Annotated in this window: 20 protein-coding genes and 6 tRNA genes; 14 read left to right on the forward strand and 12 right to left on the reverse strand. The window is 34.6% G+C overall.

Annotated features, from left to right (window positions below; all coding sequences use genetic code 11):
* Nucleotides 1–193 precede the first annotated feature (193 nt).
* Nucleotides 194–1,261, reverse strand: coding sequence for a UPF0104 family protein (locus ACKI2P_RS11880; protein WP_407377813.1), 1,068 nt, complete (start codon nucleotides 1,259–1,261; stop codon nucleotides 194–196).
* Nucleotides 1,262–1,327: 66 nt separating this feature from the next.
* Here ACKI2P_RS11880 and ACKI2P_RS11885 point away from each other — a divergent pair, with 66 nt between their 5' ends.
* Together ACKI2P_RS11885 and ACKI2P_RS11890 are read left to right on the forward strand one after the other, a co-directional pair.
* Complete coding sequence (locus tag ACKI2P_RS11885; RefSeq protein ID WP_407377814.1) at nucleotides 1,328–2,758, forward strand: TrkH family potassium uptake protein; 1,431 nt, start codon at nucleotides 1,328–1,330, stop codon at nucleotides 2,756–2,758.
* 56 nt (nucleotides 2,759–2,814) lie between these two features.
* A complete protein-coding gene (locus ACKI2P_RS11890) occupies nucleotides 2,815–3,465 on the forward strand; it encodes a potassium channel family protein (RefSeq protein ID WP_407377815.1) in 651 nt (216 codons plus the stop codon).
* 5 nt (nucleotides 3,466–3,470) lie between these two features.
* On the opposite strand, the gene ACKI2P_RS11895 is transcribed toward ACKI2P_RS11890, so the two are convergent.
* The 8 genes from ACKI2P_RS11895 to ACKI2P_RS11930 all read right to left on the reverse strand — a co-directional run bounded on the left by ACKI2P_RS11895 (nucleotide 3,471) and on the right by ACKI2P_RS11930 (nucleotide 5,342).
* Nucleotides 3,471–4,085, reverse strand: a complete 615-nt coding sequence (locus ACKI2P_RS11895; protein ID WP_407377817.1) for an MBL fold metallo-hydrolase — start codon at nucleotides 4,083–4,085, stop codon at nucleotides 3,471–3,473.
* Nucleotides 4,086–4,144: 59 nt separating this feature from the next.
* Nucleotides 4,145–4,291 (reverse strand) — tRNA-Trp (locus ACKI2P_RS11900).
* Between the two features lie 50 nt (nucleotides 4,292–4,341).
* A complete protein-coding gene (hjc, locus tag ACKI2P_RS11905) occupies nucleotides 4,342–4,752 on the reverse strand; it encodes a Holliday junction resolvase Hjc (protein WP_407377818.1) in 411 nt (136 codons plus the stop codon).
* 90 nt (nucleotides 4,753–4,842) lie between these two features.
* Nucleotides 4,843–4,918 (reverse strand) — tRNA-His (locus tag ACKI2P_RS11910).
* Nucleotides 4,919–4,947: 29 nt separating this feature from the next.
* Nucleotides 4,948–5,030, reverse strand: a tRNA-Leu gene (locus ACKI2P_RS11915).
* Nucleotides 5,031–5,084: 54 nt separating this feature from the next.
* Nucleotides 5,085–5,159: transfer RNA gene (locus tag ACKI2P_RS11920), tRNA-Glu, on the reverse strand.
* Between the two features lie 31 nt (nucleotides 5,160–5,190).
* Nucleotides 5,191–5,264 (reverse strand) — tRNA-Ile (locus tag ACKI2P_RS11925).
* A gap of 5 nt (nucleotides 5,265–5,269) precedes the next feature.
* A tRNA-Asn gene (locus ACKI2P_RS11930) sits at nucleotides 5,270–5,342 on the reverse strand.
* A gap of 184 nt (nucleotides 5,343–5,526) precedes the next feature.
* On the opposite strand from ACKI2P_RS11930, the gene ACKI2P_RS11935 reads away from it, so the two are divergent.
* The 8 genes from ACKI2P_RS11935 to ACKI2P_RS11970 all read left to right on the forward strand — a co-directional run bounded on the left by ACKI2P_RS11935 (nucleotide 5,527) and on the right by ACKI2P_RS11970 (nucleotide 14,461).
* A complete protein-coding gene (locus tag ACKI2P_RS11935) occupies nucleotides 5,527–6,516 on the forward strand; it encodes a radical SAM protein (RefSeq protein WP_407377841.1) in 990 nt (329 codons plus the stop codon).
* Nucleotides 6,517–6,632: 116 nt separating this feature from the next.
* Entirely contained in the window at nucleotides 6,633–7,985 is a 1,353-nt protein-coding gene (gene gatB, locus ACKI2P_RS11940; RefSeq protein ID WP_407377820.1) for an Asp-tRNA(Asn)/Glu-tRNA(Gln) amidotransferase subunit GatB, read from the forward strand.
* Nucleotides 7,986–7,993: 8 nt separating this feature from the next.
* Nucleotides 7,994–8,797 carry a CBS domain-containing ParB/RepB/Spo0J family partition protein gene (locus ACKI2P_RS11945; RefSeq protein ID WP_407377821.1) on the forward strand — a complete coding sequence of 268 codons (804 nt, stop codon included), beginning with the start codon at nucleotides 7,994–7,996 and terminating at the stop codon, nucleotides 8,795–8,797.
* A gap of 2 nt (nucleotides 8,798–8,799) precedes the next feature.
* Nucleotides 8,800–9,090: a phosphoribosyl-ATP diphosphatase gene (gene hisE, locus ACKI2P_RS11950; protein ID WP_407377823.1), complete on the forward strand. Its 291-nt coding sequence runs from the start codon at nucleotides 8,800–8,802 to the stop codon at nucleotides 9,088–9,090.
* 13 nt (nucleotides 9,091–9,103) lie between these two features.
* Nucleotides 9,104–9,871: an ABC transporter permease gene (locus tag ACKI2P_RS11955; protein WP_407377824.1), complete on the forward strand. Its 768-nt coding sequence runs from the start codon at nucleotides 9,104–9,106 to the stop codon at nucleotides 9,869–9,871.
* An 11-nt stretch (nucleotides 9,872–9,882) separates the two neighbouring features.
* Entirely contained in the window at nucleotides 9,883–11,364 is a 1,482-nt protein-coding gene (locus ACKI2P_RS11960) for an ABC transporter ATP-binding protein (RefSeq protein WP_407377825.1), read from the forward strand.
* Between the two features lie 8 nt (nucleotides 11,365–11,372).
* Nucleotides 11,373–11,876: a hypothetical protein gene (locus ACKI2P_RS11965; protein ID WP_407377827.1), complete on the forward strand. Its 504-nt coding sequence runs from the start codon at nucleotides 11,373–11,375 to the stop codon at nucleotides 11,874–11,876.
* An 8-nt stretch (nucleotides 11,877–11,884) separates the two neighbouring features.
* Complete coding sequence (locus tag ACKI2P_RS11970) at nucleotides 11,885–14,461, forward strand: CDP-glycerol glycerophosphotransferase family protein (RefSeq protein WP_407377828.1); 2,577 nt, start codon at nucleotides 11,885–11,887, stop codon at nucleotides 14,459–14,461.
* On the opposite strand, the gene ACKI2P_RS11975 is transcribed toward ACKI2P_RS11970, so the two are convergent.
* Both ACKI2P_RS11975 and larB read right to left on the reverse strand, forming a co-directional pair.
* Nucleotides 14,451–15,011, reverse strand: coding sequence for a GNAT family N-acetyltransferase (locus tag ACKI2P_RS11975; protein WP_407377829.1), 561 nt, complete (start codon nucleotides 15,009–15,011; stop codon nucleotides 14,451–14,453). The genes ACKI2P_RS11970 and ACKI2P_RS11975 overlap by 11 nt on opposite strands.
* A 1-nt stretch (nucleotide 15,012) precedes the next feature.
* Nucleotides 15,013–15,777, reverse strand: a complete 765-nt coding sequence (gene larB / locus ACKI2P_RS11980; protein ID WP_407377831.1) for a nickel pincer cofactor biosynthesis protein LarB — start codon at nucleotides 15,775–15,777, stop codon at nucleotides 15,013–15,015.
* A 52-nt stretch (nucleotides 15,778–15,829) separates the two neighbouring features.
* On the opposite strand from larB, the gene hypF reads away from it, so the two are divergent.
* On the forward strand, nucleotides 15,830–18,070 hold the full coding sequence (gene hypF / locus ACKI2P_RS11985; protein WP_407377832.1) for a carbamoyltransferase HypF: 2,241 nt from the start codon (nucleotides 15,830–15,832) through the stop codon (nucleotides 18,068–18,070).
* A 43-nt stretch (nucleotides 18,071–18,113) separates the two neighbouring features.
* Here hypF and ACKI2P_RS11990 read toward each other — a convergent pair whose 3' ends face one another.
* Nucleotides 18,114–18,680, reverse strand: a complete 567-nt coding sequence (locus ACKI2P_RS11990; protein ID WP_407377834.1) for an ArsR/SmtB family transcription factor — start codon at nucleotides 18,678–18,680, stop codon at nucleotides 18,114–18,116.
* A 465-nt stretch (nucleotides 18,681–19,145) separates the two neighbouring features.
* Here ACKI2P_RS11990 and ACKI2P_RS11995 point away from each other — a divergent pair, with 465 nt between their 5' ends.
* From ACKI2P_RS11995 to dnaJ, 3 genes are all read left to right on the forward strand, one after another.
* Nucleotides 19,146–19,688, forward strand: coding sequence for a nucleotide exchange factor GrpE (locus ACKI2P_RS11995; RefSeq protein WP_407377836.1), 543 nt, complete (start codon nucleotides 19,146–19,148; stop codon nucleotides 19,686–19,688).
* 47 nt (nucleotides 19,689–19,735) lie between these two features.
* Entirely contained in the window at nucleotides 19,736–21,610 is a 1,875-nt protein-coding gene (dnaK, locus tag ACKI2P_RS12000; protein ID WP_407377837.1) for a molecular chaperone DnaK, read from the forward strand.
* Nucleotides 21,611–21,740: 130 nt separating this feature from the next.
* A complete protein-coding gene (dnaJ, locus tag ACKI2P_RS12005) occupies nucleotides 21,741–22,883 on the forward strand; it encodes a molecular chaperone DnaJ (protein WP_407377839.1) in 1,143 nt (380 codons plus the stop codon).
* Nucleotides 22,884–23,007 lie beyond the last annotated feature (124 nt).

The following is a 23,007-nucleotide window of genomic DNA, read 5'->3' on the forward strand; positions in this document are numbered from 1 at the left end:
AACTAATTCTCTTAACATTTAAAAGTATATTCCATTATTAAAATAAAGTTTTCTATTTGTTAGCTAAGAAAAAATTTCAAAAATTAATGGAAAAAATAATGTAAGAGAAATATTTCTTACATCAAAAAAAAGACATGGTGCAGTTCGTCCCGACTTAAAAAAGTCAGAGCCAAATGCACGTTAATAATAAACATTACCCCTCTTCATTAAGGTCTTCCTTCAATTCCTCTTCAATTTCTTCATTGGAAGAACTGAATGAAATCTTATCTAAAACAGAAGATCCGTAATATGGTAAAATTACCATACCTAATATTGTAGGCATCCAAAATGAAATCAGCCTTTCAATGACTGTAGCTGCCGCACTTATTGAAGGAGTAATTCCAGCTGCAGAGTAGAAAATAATCATTATTCCGTCCACCGCTCCAAGACCTCCCGGAAGAAGTGGAATCATACCTGCCAGACTTGCAAGGATAAATACTTCCCCAATGACAACAAGACTTACATTTGCTCCGAATGCTAAAAACACGAAATAAACACGGAGGATTTCAAAAAACCATATTAAAAATGACAATGGAATTGCATAATAAAGAATATGCTTATCTGAAATTACCATCTTCATGGTATCCTGAAAACCGGCGATGATGCCATGGATTTTGTCTTCCAATTCATCAGAATTTTTCTTGTAAAATCTTCTGACAAGACCTATAATCCATCCATCAACCCTTTTACCAAATTTAGGATTGATACACATATAAATGAACACCACAAGAATCGCAACAATAGCAATTACTGCAGCAACCATCAAAATTAGCAACCATAAATCGAAATTAAAGGACAGTGCCATTCCAATAATTGTTAAAATTGCTAAAACTACAAATGGAAAAGTATCCAAAGCCCTGTCGGCAACAACAGTTGCAAATGTCTCTTCCATAGGATAATTTTCTTCCCGAGACAAGATATATGCCCTTACCGGCTCACCACCACCACGGCCGGATGGAGTGATGTTATTTACAGCCAATCCAACCAGGACCATAGGAATCAATTTCCTGATGCCGACATCCATATCTGCCAGTCCATTGAGAATTTTCCAACGTAAAGCAAATAAATAAAAGTTAATCAGTTGTGCGACTATAGCAATACCGATAAATTCTAATTTAGCTACCTTTAAAGCATCAATAACCTGGTCAATTCCTACAAACCACAACATTACTATTAAAATGAGAATGCTTATTCCCAAAAACAATAAAGTTTTTTTATCCATAATTTATATTAGATTTTTCATAATACTTATAAATTTATATAGACATTTATTCAAATTTATTACACGATGAGATATATTACCAAATCAGATTTGATTTTAGTGGCAAGAAATTCCGGATACCTTATGATTGGTATCGGAATAATGTGCATTATACCATTAATTTTTGATTTAATTTATTTTGAATTTGATGTAATCAGTTTTGTCATTCCTGCCGCAATATCAATAGGATTAGGTTATGGATTTCTCAAATATTTTGAAGAGACCACAAAAATAATGCGACTTAAGCACGGTATGATGATTTCCGCTTTTGCATGGTTATGGGCAAGTATTATTGGCGGAACCGTATTTATGCTAGCAACCCACATACCTTTCATAGACGGCATGTTTGAAAGTATGTCCGCCCTGACAGGAACCGGTATAACAATGTTTCAGGATGTGGAAATACTTCCACACAGCATATTATTTTTTAGAGCACTTGAACAATGGATTGGAGGTTTGGGAGTAGTCGTGATGGTAATTGGTGTTTTAACCAAACCCGGTTCAGTATCTTCAAAATTATATCATTCAGAAGCCCGTAACGAAAGGATTAAACCTAGTATTAAAGCCACATTAGAAAAGACACTGCAAATTTATCTTATTTATACTGTTTTTGGAATGATACTATACCTTTTGGCCGGAATGCCTGTTTTTGATGCTTTATGCAATACATTCTCCATAATATCAACCGGAGGAATGAGCATAAAGAATGCCAATATGGGATTTTATCATGATAACGCCATTTATTTAATATCAATAGTATTGATGATTCTGGGTGCTACCAGCTTTTTAGTTCATTACAATGTTATTAAATCAAAAGGAAAATCTTTAATTAACGATCTGCAGTTTAAAATCATAATCACCGTTATTGCAGTTGTGACATTAATGCTATATCTGGTCTCAAATATTGTACCTATAGAATTACTGTTTACGGTAGTTTCTGCAATTACAACCACCGGAGCCAATGTGGCCTCTCCGCTCACAATGTCAGGCTGGCCATCATTCGTCATAATATGTTTAATGTGTTTAATGCTTACAGGAGGTTCCAACGGATCTACTGTAGGTGCTATTAAACTTGTACGTATGATAACATTCTTTAAAGGAATCTACAGACACATCAGAGAAATCTTGTCACCTGAGGGCAGAGTTGTTCCTGTAAAATTAAATGGCCACACAATTCCTGAAAAATCAATATCCCAAGCGGGAAACTTCATAACCCTTTACATGATGATTATAATGTTTACATGGGCGGCATTTTGTCTTTTCGGATATGACCCATTTAAAAGTTTGTTTGCCGCAATGTCCCTTCAGGGAAACAACGGTTTGGAGCTTGGAATAATCAACAATACCATAAATCCCTTCCTGAAACTAATAAGTCTTTTTGACATGTGGACCGGAAGGCTGGAAATTTATCCAGTACTGATTACACTGAGAGCAGGTTTTGAAATTTTCAAAAGATAAGTTTATATTTACATAAACTAAATATTGATTATTAAATATAATTGGGAGGCGATTTGATGTATGCGATTATTATGGGAGGAGGTCGTGTCGGACTTGCACTGGCAAATTTACTGATTGATTCCGGTGCAGACATCACATTGATTGAAAGCGATGAGACATTATGTAATGAGGTTGCTGCAGATTTGGACGCTCTTGTAATCTGTGGAAATGGAACAAACTCCAAATTACTTGATGAAACCAATATTGAAGATGCAGATTACTTTATTGCAACAACAGGTAACGACGAAGCAAACCTGCTTTCATGCATCCTGGTTAGAAAATTCAACGTCCCAAACATCATTGCACGTGTAAGTAACCCTGACCACGAGGAAGCTTTTAAAGAAGTAGGAATAGACAAAGTAATAAGCCCTGAAATAAGTGCAGCAAGGGAATTGGCACAATATGTCACCAATCCTAATGTTTCCACATTGACCACCCTTGGTGAAGGTGATGCGGAAATATTGGAAATGACAATAACCAACGACAAAATGGTAGGAAAACGTTTTAAGGAAGTTTCCCCAACAAAAGACTTTATTATAATCTCTGCATACCAAAATGGAAAATTCAAGATTCCTCAACCTGACGATACAATCGCAAGAGGCGAAAAGGTTTCTGTTGTAGTCAAAAGAGGAACAATGAAAAAAGTATCTAAAATATTAGAAAATTAAAAAGATTATAAATAGGAATAAGACAATCTAATATGGTCTTTTCCATTATTTTCTACAGTTGGACCGTGACCAGGATAGATATTTTTCACATCCAACTCCAATAATCTTTCAACACTACTTTTCATGTCCTGATAATCACCGCCGATGTCCATTCTTCCAACACCTCCCCCTGCAAAAATAGTGTCACCGCTTATCAGATTTTCACCGTCCCATAAACAAATTCCACCTTTAGTGTGACCAGGAGTGTGGATAACGACAAAATCACCTATTTCGTCTCCGTCCTCAAGTTCAATATCCACTCGGGAATTATCGCCGTCACCAATTAGAAAAGCGTTACCTCCGGTTCCTAATGTGTCCTTGTTTTTCATTGAAATCGCATCAAATTTGTGGACTGCGACTTTTGCATCCGGGAATAAATAATTTCCCCCAATATGATCAAAATGACAGTGAGTATTCACAATCAATTCAATATCTTCAGGATTTACTCCATTTTCCTTAAGTTTTGAAAACAGATAATCCTTATTTTGACCGGCGCCTGTATCAACCAAGGTATTGCCATTAATCAAAAAACAGTTAGAATCATAATTGAAACCTATAATAAAAACAATATCAGAACTCATGAAAAATAATATAAATACAAAAGTTATTAAAAGTTTTGAAAAGAAGTTAATTATGAAAATGGGGTCACAGGGATTTGAACCCCGATCCTGGGATTTCTCTTGCCTCAGTACTCCAATTGTTCATCACAACGGATACTGTTCAGTTACGCGTATTTTCTTCAAAGACAACTGGAGTCCCAGATGATGCCAGGTTACACCATAACCCCACATAACATACAATATTAAATATATTTTAATAATATATAAAGATTACCATTTAATCAAATTTCATTTGCCTATCGATACCAGCTATTTCATCGATTTCTAATCCTTTTTCAAGGGCATAATCTTTTTCAACTTTATAATTTCCGTTTCTGGTACGAGGAGTATTTTCTGGTTCTAAAAATAGCCATTTAGTATATTTAAACCTAACTCCGATATACGGCTTTGCACCAAAAATATTTGAAAATTCACATAAAGCAGTGATTTGAGGCTCATCAATATAAACTTTATCTTTAGTGGTTGTTTTTACTTCAATAGCAAGATATAGCTTGCCGTTTCCAGCAACAACATCAGGAAGCGGATTTTTGGTTGCTCCACCGGATGCAGGAGCACGCATTGCTGCAAAATTTCTTTCCCAAAGTTTATGTACCAAGTCTCTTTCTTCTGCTGAACCTTTTTTAGCCATTTTAACCCTCATTTATTAATTTAAATTAAAAAGTATATAAAACAAATGAGAGAGCATTTGATAAGTAATATTAAAAAAAAGTTTTATAAATGGGGCCGGGGCCGAGATTCGAACCCGAGTCCCGGGATCCACAGTCCCGGAGGATGACCGCCTACCCTACCCCGGCATTGATAAAAATGTTAAAAATTGTTAAAGTGCGGGAGCAGGGATTCGAACCCTGGAAGACCTGTGTCAACAGGTCCTAAGCCTGTCCCCTTTGGCCTCTCGGGCACCCCCGCTATAAAAAACTAAGGATACGTAGAAACCACAAAAAATCTTAACAAATTTTTAAATGCTCCGGCCGGGATTCGAACCCGAGTCTTCGGCTCGAAAGGCCGAAATGATTGGCCGGACTACACCACCGGAGCATACATATACAAATAACGATTTTTAAACAAATGGGCCCAATGGGGTTCGAACCCATGACCTTCCGGTTATGAGCCGGACGCTCTACCTGGCTAAGCTATGGGCCCAAAAGCGCCATCGACAGGACTCGAACCTGTGACCAATCGGTTAACAGCCGAACGCTCTACCTACTGAGCTACGATGGCATGAGACACCCATCTTACTTAACCAAATAAATCCATTGTTTAAAAATCAAACGACTTTAAACAGTAATTTTAATTATACATTTAATAGTATATAAAGCTTTTGGTTTTTTGGAATTTTAACCTAAAATACAGGTCTTCCATAAATAAATTAATACAAACTAATATATAAACTTTAAGCAACTATATACATAATATGGATTCCAACATATTCGACTTAATTAAAAATGCAAATGAAACTACATTAAAGAAATACGGCAATTTAATAACTCTTGAAAGGGCCGTTTTCTTATCATGGTGGTGCGATAAAGGAGATTGCGCATTTTGCTATATGTCCACACAAAAAAATAAAATCAAAGATCCGACAAAAGCAAGGAGAAACATATATAACATATATGCAGAAGCAGAAATGTGCAGCCGCCTCGATTGGAATATAGAATTTTTATCCGGAGGATATGAATCATTTTCAACACAGGAAATAAAAGAAATCGCCACCACAATAAAAAACATCACTGGCGACGGAGTCTGGTTGAATACCGGAATAACAGATGAATTAAGCGAATATGGATCCGAAATAAAAGGAATTACCGGTGCGGTAGAGGTTGCGAATCCAAAAATTCATGAAAGAGTTTGTCCTTCAAAAAAACTGGATGACATCAGCAACATGCTTGATGTTGCAGGAGATTTGGGATTTAAAAAAGCAATAACTATAATTTTAGGACTTGGTGAAACTTTAGATGATGTCAACTATGTTATTGATTACATTAAAAATCACAATATCGACAGAGTAATATTCTACTCACTGAATCCCCATAAGGAAACCATTTATGCAAATTCATCCCAGCCGGCATCACTTTATTATGCCCAAGTCGTTGCCAGGGTCAGACTGGCATTTCCAGATATTGAAATAATATGCGGAACCTGGATTGATAACCTTGCAAATATCGGGATTCTAATCTTAAGCGGAGCTAATGGAATCACAAAATTCCCTCTTTTTAAAATGTTTGGAACCAAATACGGAAAACGTGTTGAAGAAGAAGTAAAATGGGCAGGCCGTGAACTGAAAGGAACATTTACTGACAAAAATATGCTGGGCCCGGAAAAAAGTGAAGTTTCCCCGGATTTGGATAAGTTCATTAAAAGATATATTAAAGAATCATTAAAAAATAAATACTGATTTTTTTAGTGAAAAATATGCTATTTTTAATAATGTTTATAAATTGAATAAAACAAATATTATGACAATATAAAAAAATTATCCATGGAGGAATTATTATTAGTGACGATGTCGATATGATGTGTGGACTCGAAATCCACGTACAACTAGAAACCGAATCAAAATTATTTTGTGATTGTCCAACAAATTATCAGGAAGCACCAATCAACACAAACATCTGTCCTGTTTGTTTAAATCAACCAGGTGCAAAACCACATCCTACAAATGAAAAAGCATTAGAAAACGCTTTAATGATAGCTTTAATGTTAAACTGTGAAATTGATCAAGACGTAACATACTTTATGAGAAAACATTACGACTATCCTGACTTGCCATCCGGTTATCAGAGAACATCAGTTCCTATCGGAATTAACGGAGAATTAAACGGTATCAGAATCAGAGAAATACACGTTGAAGAAGACCCAGGTCAATTTAAACCTGACAGAGGTACAGTTAACTTCAACCGTTCAGGAATACCATTAGTTGAAATCGTAACCGAACCGGACATCAAATCTCCTGAAGAGGCAAGAACATTCTTAAAAGAACTTATTCGTGTTTTACAATACAGTGGAGGAGCTCGTGGAGAAGGTACCATGAGAGCTGACGTAAACATCTCCATCAATGGAGGAAACAGGGTGGAAATGAAAAACGTTAACTCCATTAAAGGTGCTTACAAAGCATTGATCTTTGAGAGAAACAGGCAAAAAAGGAATTTGGAAAGAGGAGTTGAAACAAAACAGGAAACTCGTGCATATGTTGAAAGTCAAATGATTACAACTGCAATGAGATTAAAAGAAGATGCAGATGATTACAGATTCATTACAGATCCTGATTTACCTCCAATGAAAATTTCCGATGAAACAATACAAAAAGTTTTAGACACAATGCCTGAAGCCCCTCACAATAAGATGAACAGGTTTGTTGAAGAATACGGCATTGACAATGAAACCGCAAAAGTTCTAACATCCGAACTCGACTTATCCATTACTTACGAGGAAGTTGCAAAAGAAATCGATCCTGTTTTTGCAGCAAAATGGATGAGAGATGAACTTAAGAGAGTTTTAACATACAACAAATTGGATTTCTCAGACAGCGGAATCAGCGCTGAAAATCTTATTGAATTTTTAAATATGGTTCAATCTAAAGAAATAACAGTTAAAGCAGGTCAAAGAATCATTGAGCAAATGCCAAACAATGAAAAATCTCCAAAAGAAATTGCTGAAGAATTAGGATTGCTTGGTGTTGTTAAAGATGATGAGGTTTTAGCTGCCGTAAAACAAGCCATTGAAGAAAATCCAAAAGCTGTAGATGATTATTTAAACGGCCAAAAGGCTTCAATTAATTTCCTTGTAGGACAGGTAATGAGAATAACCCGTGGAAAAGCTGACCCTGGAGAAACAGTGAAACTCCTAAAAGAAAATATCGAGTAGGTGCAATTATGGGAAATAAAAAATCTTTTGTTAAAGATTATATGACAAAGGATGTCATAAGTGTTTCTCCTGATACTGAAACCGACCACATTATCGATTTAATGAAAGAAAGTCACCACAACAGCTACCCAGTAGTTGATGACGGAAAATTAGTCGGAATGGTTACCGCATTCGATATCGTTGCAAAAAAATGGGCAGATACAGTTCAGGGCATAATGACAACAAAACTGGTCGTCGCCAATCAGAATTTATCCATTAATGATGCTTCACGTGTAATGTTCAGAAGAGGTATTTCAAGGATGCCTGTTGTTGATGAAACCGGAAAATTGGTCGGAATCATCACAAACACAGATATGGTAAGGTCACACATTGAAAGATCAACACCGACCAAAGTCGAATACTTCAAAAAAACTTTGGAACAGTTATATGGTATAAAAACCATCTTAAGACATGAAGCTGTTGAAACAAATAAATTAAGGCCTACACAGGACAGAGTTTATGCTGATGAACTTGAAGGCCGTGCTTATGAATTGGAAAAAGGTCTGGCTGAACCTGCCATTGTGGTTAAGACTGGTGACAGATGGATTCTTGTGGACGGACACCACAGAGCGGTTGCATCTGCACAAAGAGGATATGAAACTGTTGATTCATATGTCATTGATTTATGCCAGGACATCAGACTGGGAATGGAAAAAACAGCTGATAAGGCAGGAATATACTCATTTAGCGACATTGAAATTATTGATGATGATAAACATCCGTTAATCGCACTAACTGAAAGTATGCAAGATCAGGAATCAAAAGAGGATTAATTATGGCTGATGAAAAAATTATTAGAGAAGTATACGAAGTTCTCGAATCCAGACGTGACAATCCCATCGATTCATATACTTCCAACATAATGAAGGACAGCGACAAAAAAGCTGAAGACAAAATTCTTGAAAAAATTGCAGAAGAGGCAGGAGAAGTTTTAATTGCCGCCAAAAATGATGAGAATTTAGTATATGAATCTGTTGATTTAATATTTCACACATTACTCATTCTTGTATATAAAGGAATAGATATAGAAGAAATATTTGAAGAATTCGAAAGAAGAAGAAAATAATGCAGGTTAAACAATGTTTGATACATTTTCTGAAAAAACATTTTTACTGAAACAATTGGTTAAACGTGATTTAACTTCAAAGTATAAGGATTCAGTATTGGGAATAGCTTGGAGTTTTTTAAATCCATTGCTAATCATGCTTGTGTTTACTGCTATTTTTTCAATGTTATTTGGAAGACAAATCGAAAATTACCCGGTTTATTTCCTATCCGGAAGAGTATTATACGATTTTTTTAAAAGTTCTACAAACGGTGCAATGAAATCAATAAAATCAAATGCATCCCTGCTTAAAAAGATTTATATTCCGAAATACATGTTTACCATAAGTAAAGTATGTTATGAGTTTATAAATTTTTTAATTTCATTTATAATATTATTCGGAGTCATGTTTGTAACCGGAGCACAATTCCATTGGACAATAGTACTTGCAGTTATCCCAATGTTTTTCATGGTTTTGCTAATCTTTGGATTAGGACTGATATTATCCGTATGCAACACATACTTTACTGATGTGGAACATCTCTATGGAGTGTTCACATTAATTTTAATGTATGCATCTGCATTGTTTTACCCTATGGAAATCGTACCCGTAACTGTCCAAAAAATATTTTCATTAAATCCAATTTATTGTGCGATTTCATCATTCAGACAATGTGTAGTTTACGGAATTATTCCTGATATCTATTCATTAGCTTATTTGGCAGTATTTGGAATAACTACATTAGCCATTGGAATAATCTTATTTAAAATGTATGATAAAAAATTAGCATTAGAGTTATAATAGGTTTTAATATGAGTTTAAAGGAAAAAATCAGAAATATTTTCAAAAAAGATAATACTCCAAAATTGGAGGATAAAAAAGAAATTTTACCTCCCGCTAAATGGAAATATGGAAATATGGTTTTGTTTGCAGCCTCAAAAAACATGATTAAATCCGATGACAATTACTATTACATTACCGCATATGATGAACACGGTGAGCCTATTGTTGATGAAGAAGTTAAGATAAAAATAGGCAATGAAGTGTATTATGAAAAAACAAATCCGAAAGGAGTAGTTAAACTGCATTTAGATTTAAAATACGGATTACATGACGTATTTGTCACATATCCGAATGGAGAGTATTCACAAATTATTGAAACCCATTTAAAGATTAGAAGACCTCCTAAAACCACGAATAAAACTCCTGTTAAAAAAGAACCCGCAAAAAAACCTAATGTGAGACTTAATCTGCCAAAAATGAAAATGTATGTCAACAATGAAGGTGCATACTATGCAAGATTGCGTAATGATAAATTTGCCTCAATACCCAGAGAAGAATTGAAATTTACTATTGATGACAAGGTTTACAGACAAAAAACCGATATTCGAGGATTTGCAAGCATACCTATTGAAAATCTAACTGCAGGAAAACACAAAGTAACTGTGGAATATGAGGGAAGCGACAAATATGACCTCGTCACAAAAGAATCAGAACTCGAGATGCTGGTTAGAGAAATAGATAAAGAAGTCGTTATTGACGTTGATCATTTAACTATGGAATTTAAAGTTACTAAAGATAAAATTGACACATTAAAAGAATTTATAATAAGAACCATTAAAAGAAACAAAAAAGGTCATGAAAAAATAAGAATCCTCGATGACATCTCATTTAAAGTGTATAAAGGAGATAAATTGGGAATCCTAGGATTTAACGGCGCTGGAAAAAGTACCCTGTTAAAAATAATGTCCGGAATTTATGAACCTACTTCCGGAACAATAACCACAAAAGGTAAAATAGCACCTTTACTGGAATTAGGTGCAGGATTTGATAAAAATTATACTGGTAAAAATAATATTTACCTAAACGGTTCTTTTTTAAGCATCGATGAAAAAACTATTGATGCAAAGTATGACGAGATTGTGGAATTTTCCGAATTGGGAGAATTCATCAATTACCCGATTAAAAATTATTCCTCAGGGATGAGATCAAAATTGGGTTTTTCAATAGCTACGCAGATTAACCCGGACATATTAATCATAGATGAAATATTATCCGTTGGAGACATTAAATTTAGGAAAAAGAGTGCGGATAAAATCAATTCCATGATGAAAGACGGCGTAACCGTTTTACTGGTGACACATTCAATTAAACAAATTGAAAAAATCTGTGATACATGCATATGGTTAGAGGACGGTAAAATTAAAATGTACGGTCCTGCTGATGAAGTTTGTAAAGCTTATGTTAAAGATGCCAAACAGGACATGAAAACAGAAAGAAAAAGAAAAAAATAGGTTTTAAAATGGATAAAAGATGGATTTATATCATAATCATATTTATTATAGGGTGTGCATGCCTGTTTATTGTTGCGGAATCTTCAACAACAATAGGGGTTGCCAACGTTAATCTTGGAAAATTTACAATATCAATTCCGGACTCATTTAATATTGATGAAGACAATGCGAAATTTATAAGATTAATCAATAGGAATACCGGTGAAAAAATAACTATTAAAGACCTCGGAAAAGATGCGGACATCAACAGTAGCATGCAAACCGAACTGGACAAAATAAAACTTAATGAAAACATCTCTGTAATTAAAGAAACCAGTTATAAATATGGAAATGCAACTTTGCCCGGCATATACTTCGAACTGACAGACTATAGCAATAATGAATATTACTTTAAAAAATTAAATCATACATTTTCAATCGAATTATCCGGTTTCAAGGACAATTCTACTGACCATATAGATTCAATCATTGATTCATTGAGACGTGACCCTAAACAAAAACAAGATGAATAGTTGAGAATATGAATGACTATAAATTTTCAGTGGTCATATCGGCCTATAACGCTGAATCCAACATTTCAAAATGTATTCACTCAATTATAAATCAAACATTAAAATTTGAAGAGAATATAGAAATAATTTTAATCAATGACGGCAGTATTGACCTAACAGGTACTCTTTGTGAGCAGTTTGCATCACTATATCCCAAAAATATCAAATATATTTCAAAAAGGCATGAAGGAAATGGTGTCAGCAGAAATTTTGGAATATCCTATTCTAAAGGAGAGTATATTTATTTTTTAGAAGGAGACGATGCCCTTTCGAAAAATACACTAAAAAATGTGTTGAAATTTTTCGAAGAACACGAAAATGTTGAAATCGTATCCATCCCAACTGATTTTAATTCTCATAAAAAATCAGAAATTATTGCGAAAAAATATGCATCAACACGAGTAATTGACCTGTTGAAATTGCCTAATTTTTTCCAGCCCCAGATAAAATCTTGTTTTTTTAGAAAAACCGCAATTGAAAATATTGTATTTTCAAACCAGCCTAAACTTTCCGAGGACATTGCATTTGTAAATGAAATTTTAATCAACAATCCATACTTGGGAATCTGCAGTGAAGCGCAATACTTGGCCCATAATAAAAGAGATGAAAATGCAATATTGAATGTAATGCCAAACTTGCGAAATTCAGCCAGTACGGAAATTAAATTTCATTTAAATAAACTGATACTGGAAAGCTTAATAAAATATAATTTTGTTCCCCATTTTATTCAGAAAACAATCTTATATTTATTTAATAGCGTTATTTTAAATGATACAATTTATGAAAAACTGACTCCGGATGAAATTAGGAGAATAAATGAGAGCATAAAAGAGATTTTACCCCAAATCAGTGATGAAAATATCTATGATCAATACGATATGGATATAAAAATCAAAACATTTCTATTGTATCTCAAAAACGATTATTCTTATCCTGAAAAAGACCAGTTTAAATTAACAAAGTCATTAAAATTAAACACAGTTTTTATTGACATATACGAAATTATTGATGATGAATTATATATCCTTGCTAACATCAATTCAATATCTCCAGAAGAAAAAGTAGATGTATATGTAAATAATAAAAAAATTGAAACCAGTCCCGTTTTATTCCCGCAAAGGGAGAAATATTATTTAAATGAAAAATACCTGACAAATCATACCTTTGAATTCCGCCTCAAAATAAACCCAAATAAAAAAATTGAAATTGAATTTGCATCCACAATAAATCAGAAACTCCATATTGATTTTTCAAGACCGTGCAACTTCTCAAAGGTCGTGGGATATGCAAAAACTAAAAAATATATAAGCCACCTTGAAAATGATAAGATTATAATCAGCAAAAAAACAACCGGAAAATGGCTTAAAAAAGAAGTAAAAGTGCTGTTTAACATGCTGAAAAATAAAGTTTCAGGATTCGAAACAGCCATACCAATAAGAATCATGTACATGGCATTATATCCTTTTTTAAGGAATAAAAGAATCTGGTTTTATATGGATTTTCCAACTATAGCCGATGATAACGGAATGCATCTTTTCAGATATTCAATAAATCAGGATGAAAAAGATATCAAGAAATATTTCATTGTTGATAAAAATACTCCTTATTTTGACAAAATGAAAAAGATAGGTCCGGTTATCCCATACCATTCCATAAAACATAGAGTTTTAGGATTATTTACAGAAAAAATCATTACTTCACACCCGGACAATAACTATATCTACGCTTTCTGGGGCCATTACCCTAATTTTGCCGGCCTTTTAAAATCAAGCACCATATTTTTGCAGCATGGAATAACCCTGAATAACATTTCAGGCTGGCTAAATAAATACGATAAAAATTTGGATTTCCTATTAACCGCATCTAAAAAAGAATATGACTCATTATTCAAATATTATTATAATTATGATGAAGACATCATCCAGCTATTAGGATTTCCAAGATTCGACAATTTAAGAGATGGAAAAACAAAAACAATTTTACTGATGCCCTCATGGAGAAGATATCTTGACCATGAAAATAAATACACAATAAGCAACTCCACCTATTTTAAAACATATGATTCACTTATCAACAACAGAAAATTAATAGAAAAAGCAAAAGAATACGGATACACAATAATATTCCGGCCACACCCCCACGTATACCAATTTATTGACTTATTCCATGAAAACGATTATGTCAAAATAGATTATGAACGTGGAAGCTACCAGGAATTATTTAAAAAAGGAGCAATAATGATTACGGACTACTCATCAGTTGCATTTGACTTTGCTTATCTGAAAAAACCCGTAATATATTACCAAAGTGAAGATGATTATCACTTTAATTTAGATGAAAGCTATTTCGATTATGAGACAATGGGCTTTGGAGAAGTCTGCAAGGATGAGGATCAGTTAATAGAATTATTAATAGATTACATGGAAAATGACTGCGAAATGAAAGAAAAACACGTGAAAAATGTTGATGATTACTTCATATTTACAGATCGGAACAACTGTAAAAGAGTGCATGAAGCAATAAAAAAAATTCCTCCTAGAGAATGAACTCCATATTATGCATTCCTCTCTCAAAACTTGCAATTTTGACCCGTTTTTTATTAAATTCCCTAAATCCCAGGGATTCATAAAGTTTTTTAGCTCCAGTATTTCTAAAATCGGCATCCAAAATTACTCTGGAATAATTTTTAGATCTGGCATAATCGATGACATCCGAAACTACTTTTCTTCCCAAACCTTTTCCCCTCTGGGACTCATCAATTGCAATTTCTGCAAGATACAAATCATCTTTGCCGATATCACACAAGACAAAATGGTCCAATATATCGACCAGATACAACCTTAATGATTTGAATATGAATTTATGGTCATCATCATGCAGATAAATGCTTACATAACCTATAATGTTTTTATTTTCATCCAAAATCACTTTAAAATAAGGATTTATGTTCTTTTTGGACAGATACTTTGAAATTGCATCAATAGCCTTTTCATCGGATTTGAAAAACATGTCAAATGTTCTAAAATCAACATCATAAACCAGACGGGCGACATGCCTAACATCATGAATATTCGGATTGAATGTTTCGTAAATCAAACTAATCACTTTTAACAATAGTTAGTGCAAAAACACCTGCGCCAAACCCATTATCAATATTTACAACTGCTATTCCCGGAGCACAAGACTGAAGCATGGCATCCAATGCCACACGTCCGCCTTCACCAACGCCATATCCGACAGATGTTGGAACTGCTATAACAGGAACGTCGACCAGACCTGCCACAACTGAAGGCAGCGCCCCTTCCATTCCGGCACAAACAATGAATGCTCTGACTTTTTCTTTTACCATATATGCAATTTGGGGAAATAGCCTATGGATTCCGGCAACGCCAATATCATATGAAGTTATGGCTTCGCATCCGCCTTCCTCAACAATCACTCTTGCCTCTTCGGCAATATTGATATCTGAAGTTCCGGCAGTGATTATTCCGATTTTTGCTATTTTTTCCATTTCTTTAAGTTCTTTTCTTATAATCAAAATTTGAGCCCTTTTATTATAATCCAGAATAAATTGATTTTCGCCCAAATCGTTTAAAATCTTTTCATATCTTTCTTTCGACAATTTGGTTATTATCAAATCGTCCATATTATCATTTTCAAGATATTTTGTAATAATCAGCAAAAGGTCATCATAATCCTTACTTGGAGAGAAAACCGCTTCGGGAAATCCGGTTCGCTCACTTCTTTTATTGTCGAACTTAGCAACTTCATCGAATTCTAAAATATTATCCGCCTTTATTAAATTTTCAGCCTCTTCAATACTAAGTTCCCCACGGGCCAATCTTTCAAGAATCTCTTTCATAATAATAGATAGGATAAAATTTTATATAAAATTTCACTTAAATAATATATTTATGAAAGCCAAAAAGATTTTAACACAAGGAATAGTTCAGGGTGTTGGCTTTAGGCCGTACGTTTATAGACTTGCAACCGATTTGAATCTTAACGGATATGTCAGAAACCTTGGAAATGTTGTTGAAATCATTATTGAAGGCGATAATACAGAAGATTTTATTACTAGATTACCTCGAGAACTGCCGCCAATAGCAAAAATAGATTCAATGAAGGTTAACGACATTGAAACTGAAAACTTTACTGATTTTAAGATTATTGAAAGTGACGATTCCTATTCAGGAATCAGCGTAATTCCGCCGGATATTGCAATCTGTGACAAATGTCTTGAGGAAATCAGAAATCCTAAAGACAGACGATATAAATATCCCTTTAATGCCTGCACCGACTGCGGACCAAGGTTTACCGTCATTGAAAGCGTCCCATATGACAGGGAAAGAACTTCAATGGAAGATTTTCCGCTGTGCGAAGAATGTTTGAAGGAATATAAGCAGCCTTTGGACAGGCGTTATCACGGAGAGGCAATATGCTGCAGCGATTGCGGTCCTCAAATGGCATTTTATGAGGGCGATAAACAGATAGTTTCAGATAATCCAATCAGATTAGGTGCCGAAAAACTTGAAGAGGGCGAAATTTTAGCCATTAAAGGTATCGGCGGAACACACTTGGTTGTTGATGCATACAATGATGATGCTGTTAAAGAACTAAGGAAACGACTGAACCGGCCAAACCAGGCGTTTGCAGTTATGAGCAAAGATCTGGAATCTGTTCAAAATTATGCTCAGCTGAGCGAAAAAGAAATTCAAACAATCACTTCAAATAAACGGCCGATTGTTATTTTGAAGAAAAAGGACAATTATCCGTTCCCTGAAAGTCTGTCTCCAGGACTTCACAACATTGGAGTGATGCTTCCTTATTCTCCTATGCATTATTTGCTTTTTGATGAAAGCAGCATCGACACATACGTAATGACTTCGGCAAATACCCCTGGAGAACCTATGATGATTAAAAATGAGGACATAATAAATGGAGTCAATGACTATTCACTTGTTCACAACCGAAGAATCCTCAACAGGTGCGATGATTCCGTTATTCGATTCAGAAACAACGCTTTATCATTCATTAGACGGTCCAGAGGTTACACCCCTGAGCCTTACACAATCAGTTATGAAGTCAATGACAGCAACGTACTGGCTTTGGGTCCCGAACTTGACGTCACCTTTTCAATAGCAAAAGACAATATCGTATACCCCTCACAGCACATAGGAAATACCAACAAGCCAAAGACATTGGCGTTTTTAAGGGAAGCCATCGAAAATATGGAAAAGATTACAAAAATAAACGAATTCGATATAATAGCATGTGACATGCATCCTCACTTTTTCACAACAAGGCTTGCTCATGAGCTAAGTGAAAAATATGATGCGCAGGTTATGCCTATCCAGCACCATCATGCCCATAGCGTTGCCCTTGCAAATGACCATTCCCTTGAAGAGATGATTGTAATTACAGCCGACGGTGTCGGTTATGGTAGTGACGCAACCAGCTGGGGAGGAGAAATTCTCTACACAGACATAAGCAGTTTTGAAAGAATGGCTCATCTTCAAAGCCACCTGATGCCTGGAGGAGATATGGCTACAAGATATCCCGCAAGAATGCTTGCAAGCATCTTGAATGATGAGGAACTGATTAAGAATTATTCCAAATACTTCAAATATGGAGACATTGAAATTAAAAATCTTTTCAAACAGCTGGATGCAAACATCAATGTAGGAAAAACCTCCAGTACCGGAAGGGTTCTTGATTCAATGGCAGTGGCTCTTGAAATAGCTCATGAAAGAACATACGAAGGGGAATGCTCCATGAAACTTGAATCATGTGCTTATTATTCAACCAAAGAGATTGAAATTCCATATATAATTGAAAACAATCAGTTAAATACAACAGAAATCTTAAAAGAGGTTGTTAGATTATATCAAAATGGAGAAAACAAAGCAGATGTTGCTAGAGCAGGCCAGAATGCAGTTGCTAATGGTTTGGCAGAACTTGCGATTCGGGCGGCAGATAAAAAGAATATACCTGATATCGGAGCTACCGGAGGAGTGTTCTACAACGAAGCCATAACCGAAACTGTAAAAAACTACATTAAAAATGAAGGCTACAATTTCATTGAACACCTGAACACCTGTGCCGGAGACGGTTCTGTTTCTCTGGGCCAGGCAATTATTGCAAAAAAAGTTTAAAAATAAAATGGTTTGAAACAAACCATTTTTTAGTTTTGACCAATTAATATTTCTTTAAGGTTCTCTCGAGGATATATTCCGCCCTGTCTTTAAGGTTACCGTATAACCTTATTTGATTTTTAAGCTCGTCAATCGCTTCGAGCTGACCTGCATCTATTCTTTTTTCTATGTCTAAAAGTTTGGACCATTCATCCCCTGAAGGAAGCTGCAATGTATTGAGCATATCCTCTGAAAGGTTAACATCAAATGTATTTCTGTTAATTGTAATATGGATGTTTACCTCATGTTGCAAATCATAATATTTACGTGGACGACCCCTTAGGATTTTCTTGTAAGAAGAGTTCAGAATACCTATTTCTTCCATAGCGCGCAAATGTTCTATGATGGCCTTTTGACCAATGTCAAGTTCGTTTGAGATTTCACTGACAAACATTGGCTCTTCCCTTAAAAGATTAATAATATCCCTTCTTGTTTTACAACCCATTACATCAAGTATATCTTCTTTATCAATATCTCCTAATTGGTCGTTATAGTTTCCTCTAATTTCTATGTGGCCATTAGAAGAATTGACATTACTTTTATTTTTGTTAATGTCGTTACTATTAGTCATGATTATAACTTATATTTTCACCATATATAAAATATTATGTTTTTATTACAAGATGTAAGAAAAGTTAAAAACAGGATAAAAACACCTTATTTTACTAATCCCACTATTAAATAACATATTTATAATTAAAAATAATTATTTAAAGCTAAATTAAAAAAATATTAGTTTAATGATTATTACAGATTAAATAAATAAAAAATAATAAAGAAAATTTTCAATTTTTCTAACTTTCAATATCGAAACCTTTATATAACTTTTTGTTACTATAATAATGTAAGAGAAAGATAACTTTTTGTTACTTTAATATTTGGTTCTGAAAAACTTAAAGTAATAACTCTAATATGATGAACCATTTTCCTATATGTCCATAAATTCCCAAAAACCAATATTAAAGTGCTTAAAGTAAAGCTTCTCGGTTGAGGGGTTATTACAAAAGTTTTTCAACAAACCTAAAAAGGTGTACATATGACTGACGAAAAAAAAAGTGAAACTGAAGTTGAAACTCAAGATGAACAGGAAGAAGTTCTTGACGAGTTAGCATTGAAAGATGAAGAAATTGCTAAACTCAAAGAAGATCTTGAAAAACAGGAAGCTGAAACCCAAGAGTATATTTCACTATCACAAAGACTTCAAGCAGATTTCGAAAACTTCAAGAAAATTACCGAAAGACAGAACAAGGACATCATAAAATTTGCTAATGAAAACATTATCAAAGAGTTTCTGGACTGTTATGAAGACTTCGGCAGAGCTTTGGAAGTTGAAGATGATAAAAACTTAAGAGAAGGAATAGAACTTACATATAACAAATTCAAAGACATTTTAACAAAAGAAGGTGTTGAAGAAATCAAGGCAAAAGGTGAAAAGTTCGATTTGAACAAACATGAAGCCCTGATGGTTCAGAAATCTGATGATGTTGAAAACGGATATGTTATAGAGGAACTTATGAAAGGATACATGTACAAGGACAAAGTTCTTAAATACTCAAAAGTTATCGTTTGTAAAAAATAAGATTACGTTTATTTAATTATATATAATAAAAAAAATTGGTGATAATTATGTCTGATACTAAAAAAGAAAAAATTATTGGAATTGATTTAGGTACAAGTAATTCAGCAGCATCTGTGCTTGTAGGAGGAAAACCAACCACAATCCCTTCAGCAGAAGGAGCAAGTCAATACGGTAAATCCTTCCCAAGTTATGTTGCATTTACTGAAGACGGACAAATGTTAGTTGGAGAACCTGCAAGAAGACAAGCAGTAACCAACCCTGAAAATACTATCAGTGCAATTAAAAGAAGTATGGGTACTGATCACAAAGTTACTGTAAACGGAAAACAATACTCTCCACAGGAAATTTCCGCATTCATCTTACAAAAAATTAAAAAAGATGCAGAAAGCTTTTTAGGCGAACCAATAGAAAAAGCTGTAATTACCGTGCCTGCTTACTTTGACGATAACCAAAGGACCGCAACAAAAGATGCTGGAACCATTGCAGGTTTAGATGTTGTAAGACTCGTAAACGAACCTACCGCAGCAAGCCTTGCATATGGTTTAGATAAAGCTGATGAAGAAGACATGAACATTATGGTATACGATTTAGGTGGAGGTACCTTAGACGTAACCATCATGGAATTCGGTGGAGGAGTATTTGAAGTAAGATCCACCAGCGGAGACACCCAACTCGGTGGTACCGATATGGATAACGTATTGATTCAATACTTAGCAGACCAATTCAAAACTCAGGAAGGCATTGACTTAATGGAAAATGACCAAGCAGTACAAAGGTTAAGGGAAGCTGCTGAAAAAGCAAAAATCGAATTGTCCACAACCACAACCACTGAAGTAAACTTACCATTCATTGCAATGGGTACCGACGGAACCCCTAAAAACTTAATTGACACAATCAGTAGAGCAAAATTAGAAGAACTGGTCGACCACATCGTAGAAAAATCAGGTAAACCTATGCAACAAGCATTAGATGATGCAAAAATGACCAGAGCTGACATTGATAAAATTATCCTTGTTGGTGGACCTACCAGAATGCCAATCGTACAAAAATACGTTGAAAAATTCATAGGAAAACCAGTTGAACGTGGTATTGACCCAATGGAATGTGTATCCATGGGTGCAGCTATTCAAGGAGGAGTATTAGCTGGTGAAATTAAAGATATTGTATTGTTAGATGTAACTCCATTATCATTAGGTATCGAAACCTTAGGTGGAGTATCAACCACTTTAATTGAAAGAAACACTACTATCCCTACCAAGAAAAGCCAAGTGTTCTCCACTGCTGCAGATAACCAACCATCTGTAGACATTAACGTACTTCAAGGGGAAAGGAAAATGGCTGCTGACAACACTTCACTTGGACGTTTCCAACTTGTTGGAATTCCACCAGCACCAAGAGGAGTTCCTCAAATCGAAGTAACATTCGATATTGACGCAAACGGTATTATTAATGTAACTGCTAAAGATAAAGGAACCGGTAAAGAACAGGCTATTACAATTACCTCCTCTACAAAATTATCCGATGAAGAAATCGAACAAAAAGTCAAAGAAGCAGAAATGAATGCTGAAGCAGATGCAAAAAGACAAGAAGAAATCGAAATCAGAAACAATGCAGACTCATTAATTTACACTTCAGAAAAAACTTTAGATGAACTTAAAGATCAAGTATCTGAAGATGAAAAAACTAAAGTCGAAGGACTTGTTAGCGAATTAAGAGAACTTATAGCTGGCGATGACATTGATGCCATTAAAGCAAAGTCTGATGAATTATCCAATGTAATTCAAGAAATTGGTGCAAAAATATACCAACAAGCACAAGCAGAAGCACAGGCCCAACAACAAGCTGGAGCTGACCCTAATGCAGGTGCTCAAGACAACAGTGATGATGACACAATTGACGCAGACTATGAAGTAAAAGACTAGATAAAATAATTAAGTTTTATGATTTGTTAGGTAATAAAAAACAGAATCAGAATCAATAAATAAACTAACAATGAATAAAACAATTATTTTTTCTATCTATTTTTTATAATTATTTTTTCAAGGTGAATAAATGGCAGACAAGCGAGATTATTACGAAGTTCTTGGAGTAGATAAATCTGCAGATGAAAAGACAATCAAAAAAGCTTATCGTAAATTAGCCAGAAAATACCATCCGGACGTTTGTGATGAACCTGATGCAGAAGATAAGTTTAAAGAAGTGAGTGAAGCTTACGCTGTCTTGTCTGATGATGAAAAACGTCAAAGATATGACCAGTTCGGTCATGCAGGAATGGATGGATTTACTGCTGAAGATTTCTATCAAAATGTAAACTTCGAGGATATTTTCCAGGGATTCGATATCGGAAACATATTCGACATGTTTGGTTTTGGTGGAGGCAATCGCAGCCGTGGAAGAACCGGACCGCAAAGAGGTTCAGACATTTACACAGAAATTCCAATAAGTTTAGAGGAAGCATTCCAGGGTTGTGAAAAAGAAATCAAGATTACAAGAAGTGAATTATGTCCAACATGTAACGGATCAAAATCCAAACCGGGTTCCGACCCTGCCACATGTCCAAAATGTGGAGGAACAGGTCAAATTAAAGAAGTCAGCAATACGTTCTTAGGTCAAATGGTTAATGTCAGACCATGCAGAGAATGTGGCGGTACCGGTAAAATCATTACAGATCCATGTGAAGACTGTCACGGTAAAGGAAGTAAAAGAAAAACAAAAACAATTAAAATCGAAATTCCGGAAGGTGTTGATGAAGGCAACCACTTAAGGGTTTCAGGAGAAGGAAACTGTGGTGAGGCACCAGGTCTTGAAGGTGATTTGATTGTTACAGTGCATATAAAAGGACACAGAAAATTCACCCGTGAAGGTGACCACCTTTACTTAGAACAGCAAATCAGTTTCCCTCAGGCTGCTTTAGGAGATTTAATCAGCATCCCAACAATTGAAGGCAAAGAAGTAGAATTTAAAATTACACCAGGTACACAAAGCGGAACCGTATTCAAACTTAGAGGTCAAGGTATGAACTCCGTCAGACATAACGGCAGAGGAAATCTCTATGTTACAGTAACTGTAGTGGTTCCTAAAAAATTAAACTCCAAACAGAAAAATCTACTTAAAGAATTTGCTGAAGTCAGCGGAGACGAAATTAAACATGTTGAAAAAGGACTCTTTGACAGGGTCAAAGATGCTATGAAATAAATTGGCTATATGCTAATTTATTTTTTTTTAATTTTAAAAAAATACCTCAACCATAACCACCAATTTAATTAAAATTATGCTTAATTAAATTATATTTTTACAAAGATTATTTAATTTAATTACA

This window comes from Methanobrevibacter sp., from assembly GCF_045541095.1.
GTDB lineage: Archaea > Methanobacteriota > Methanobacteria > Methanobacteriales > Methanobacteriaceae > Methanocatella.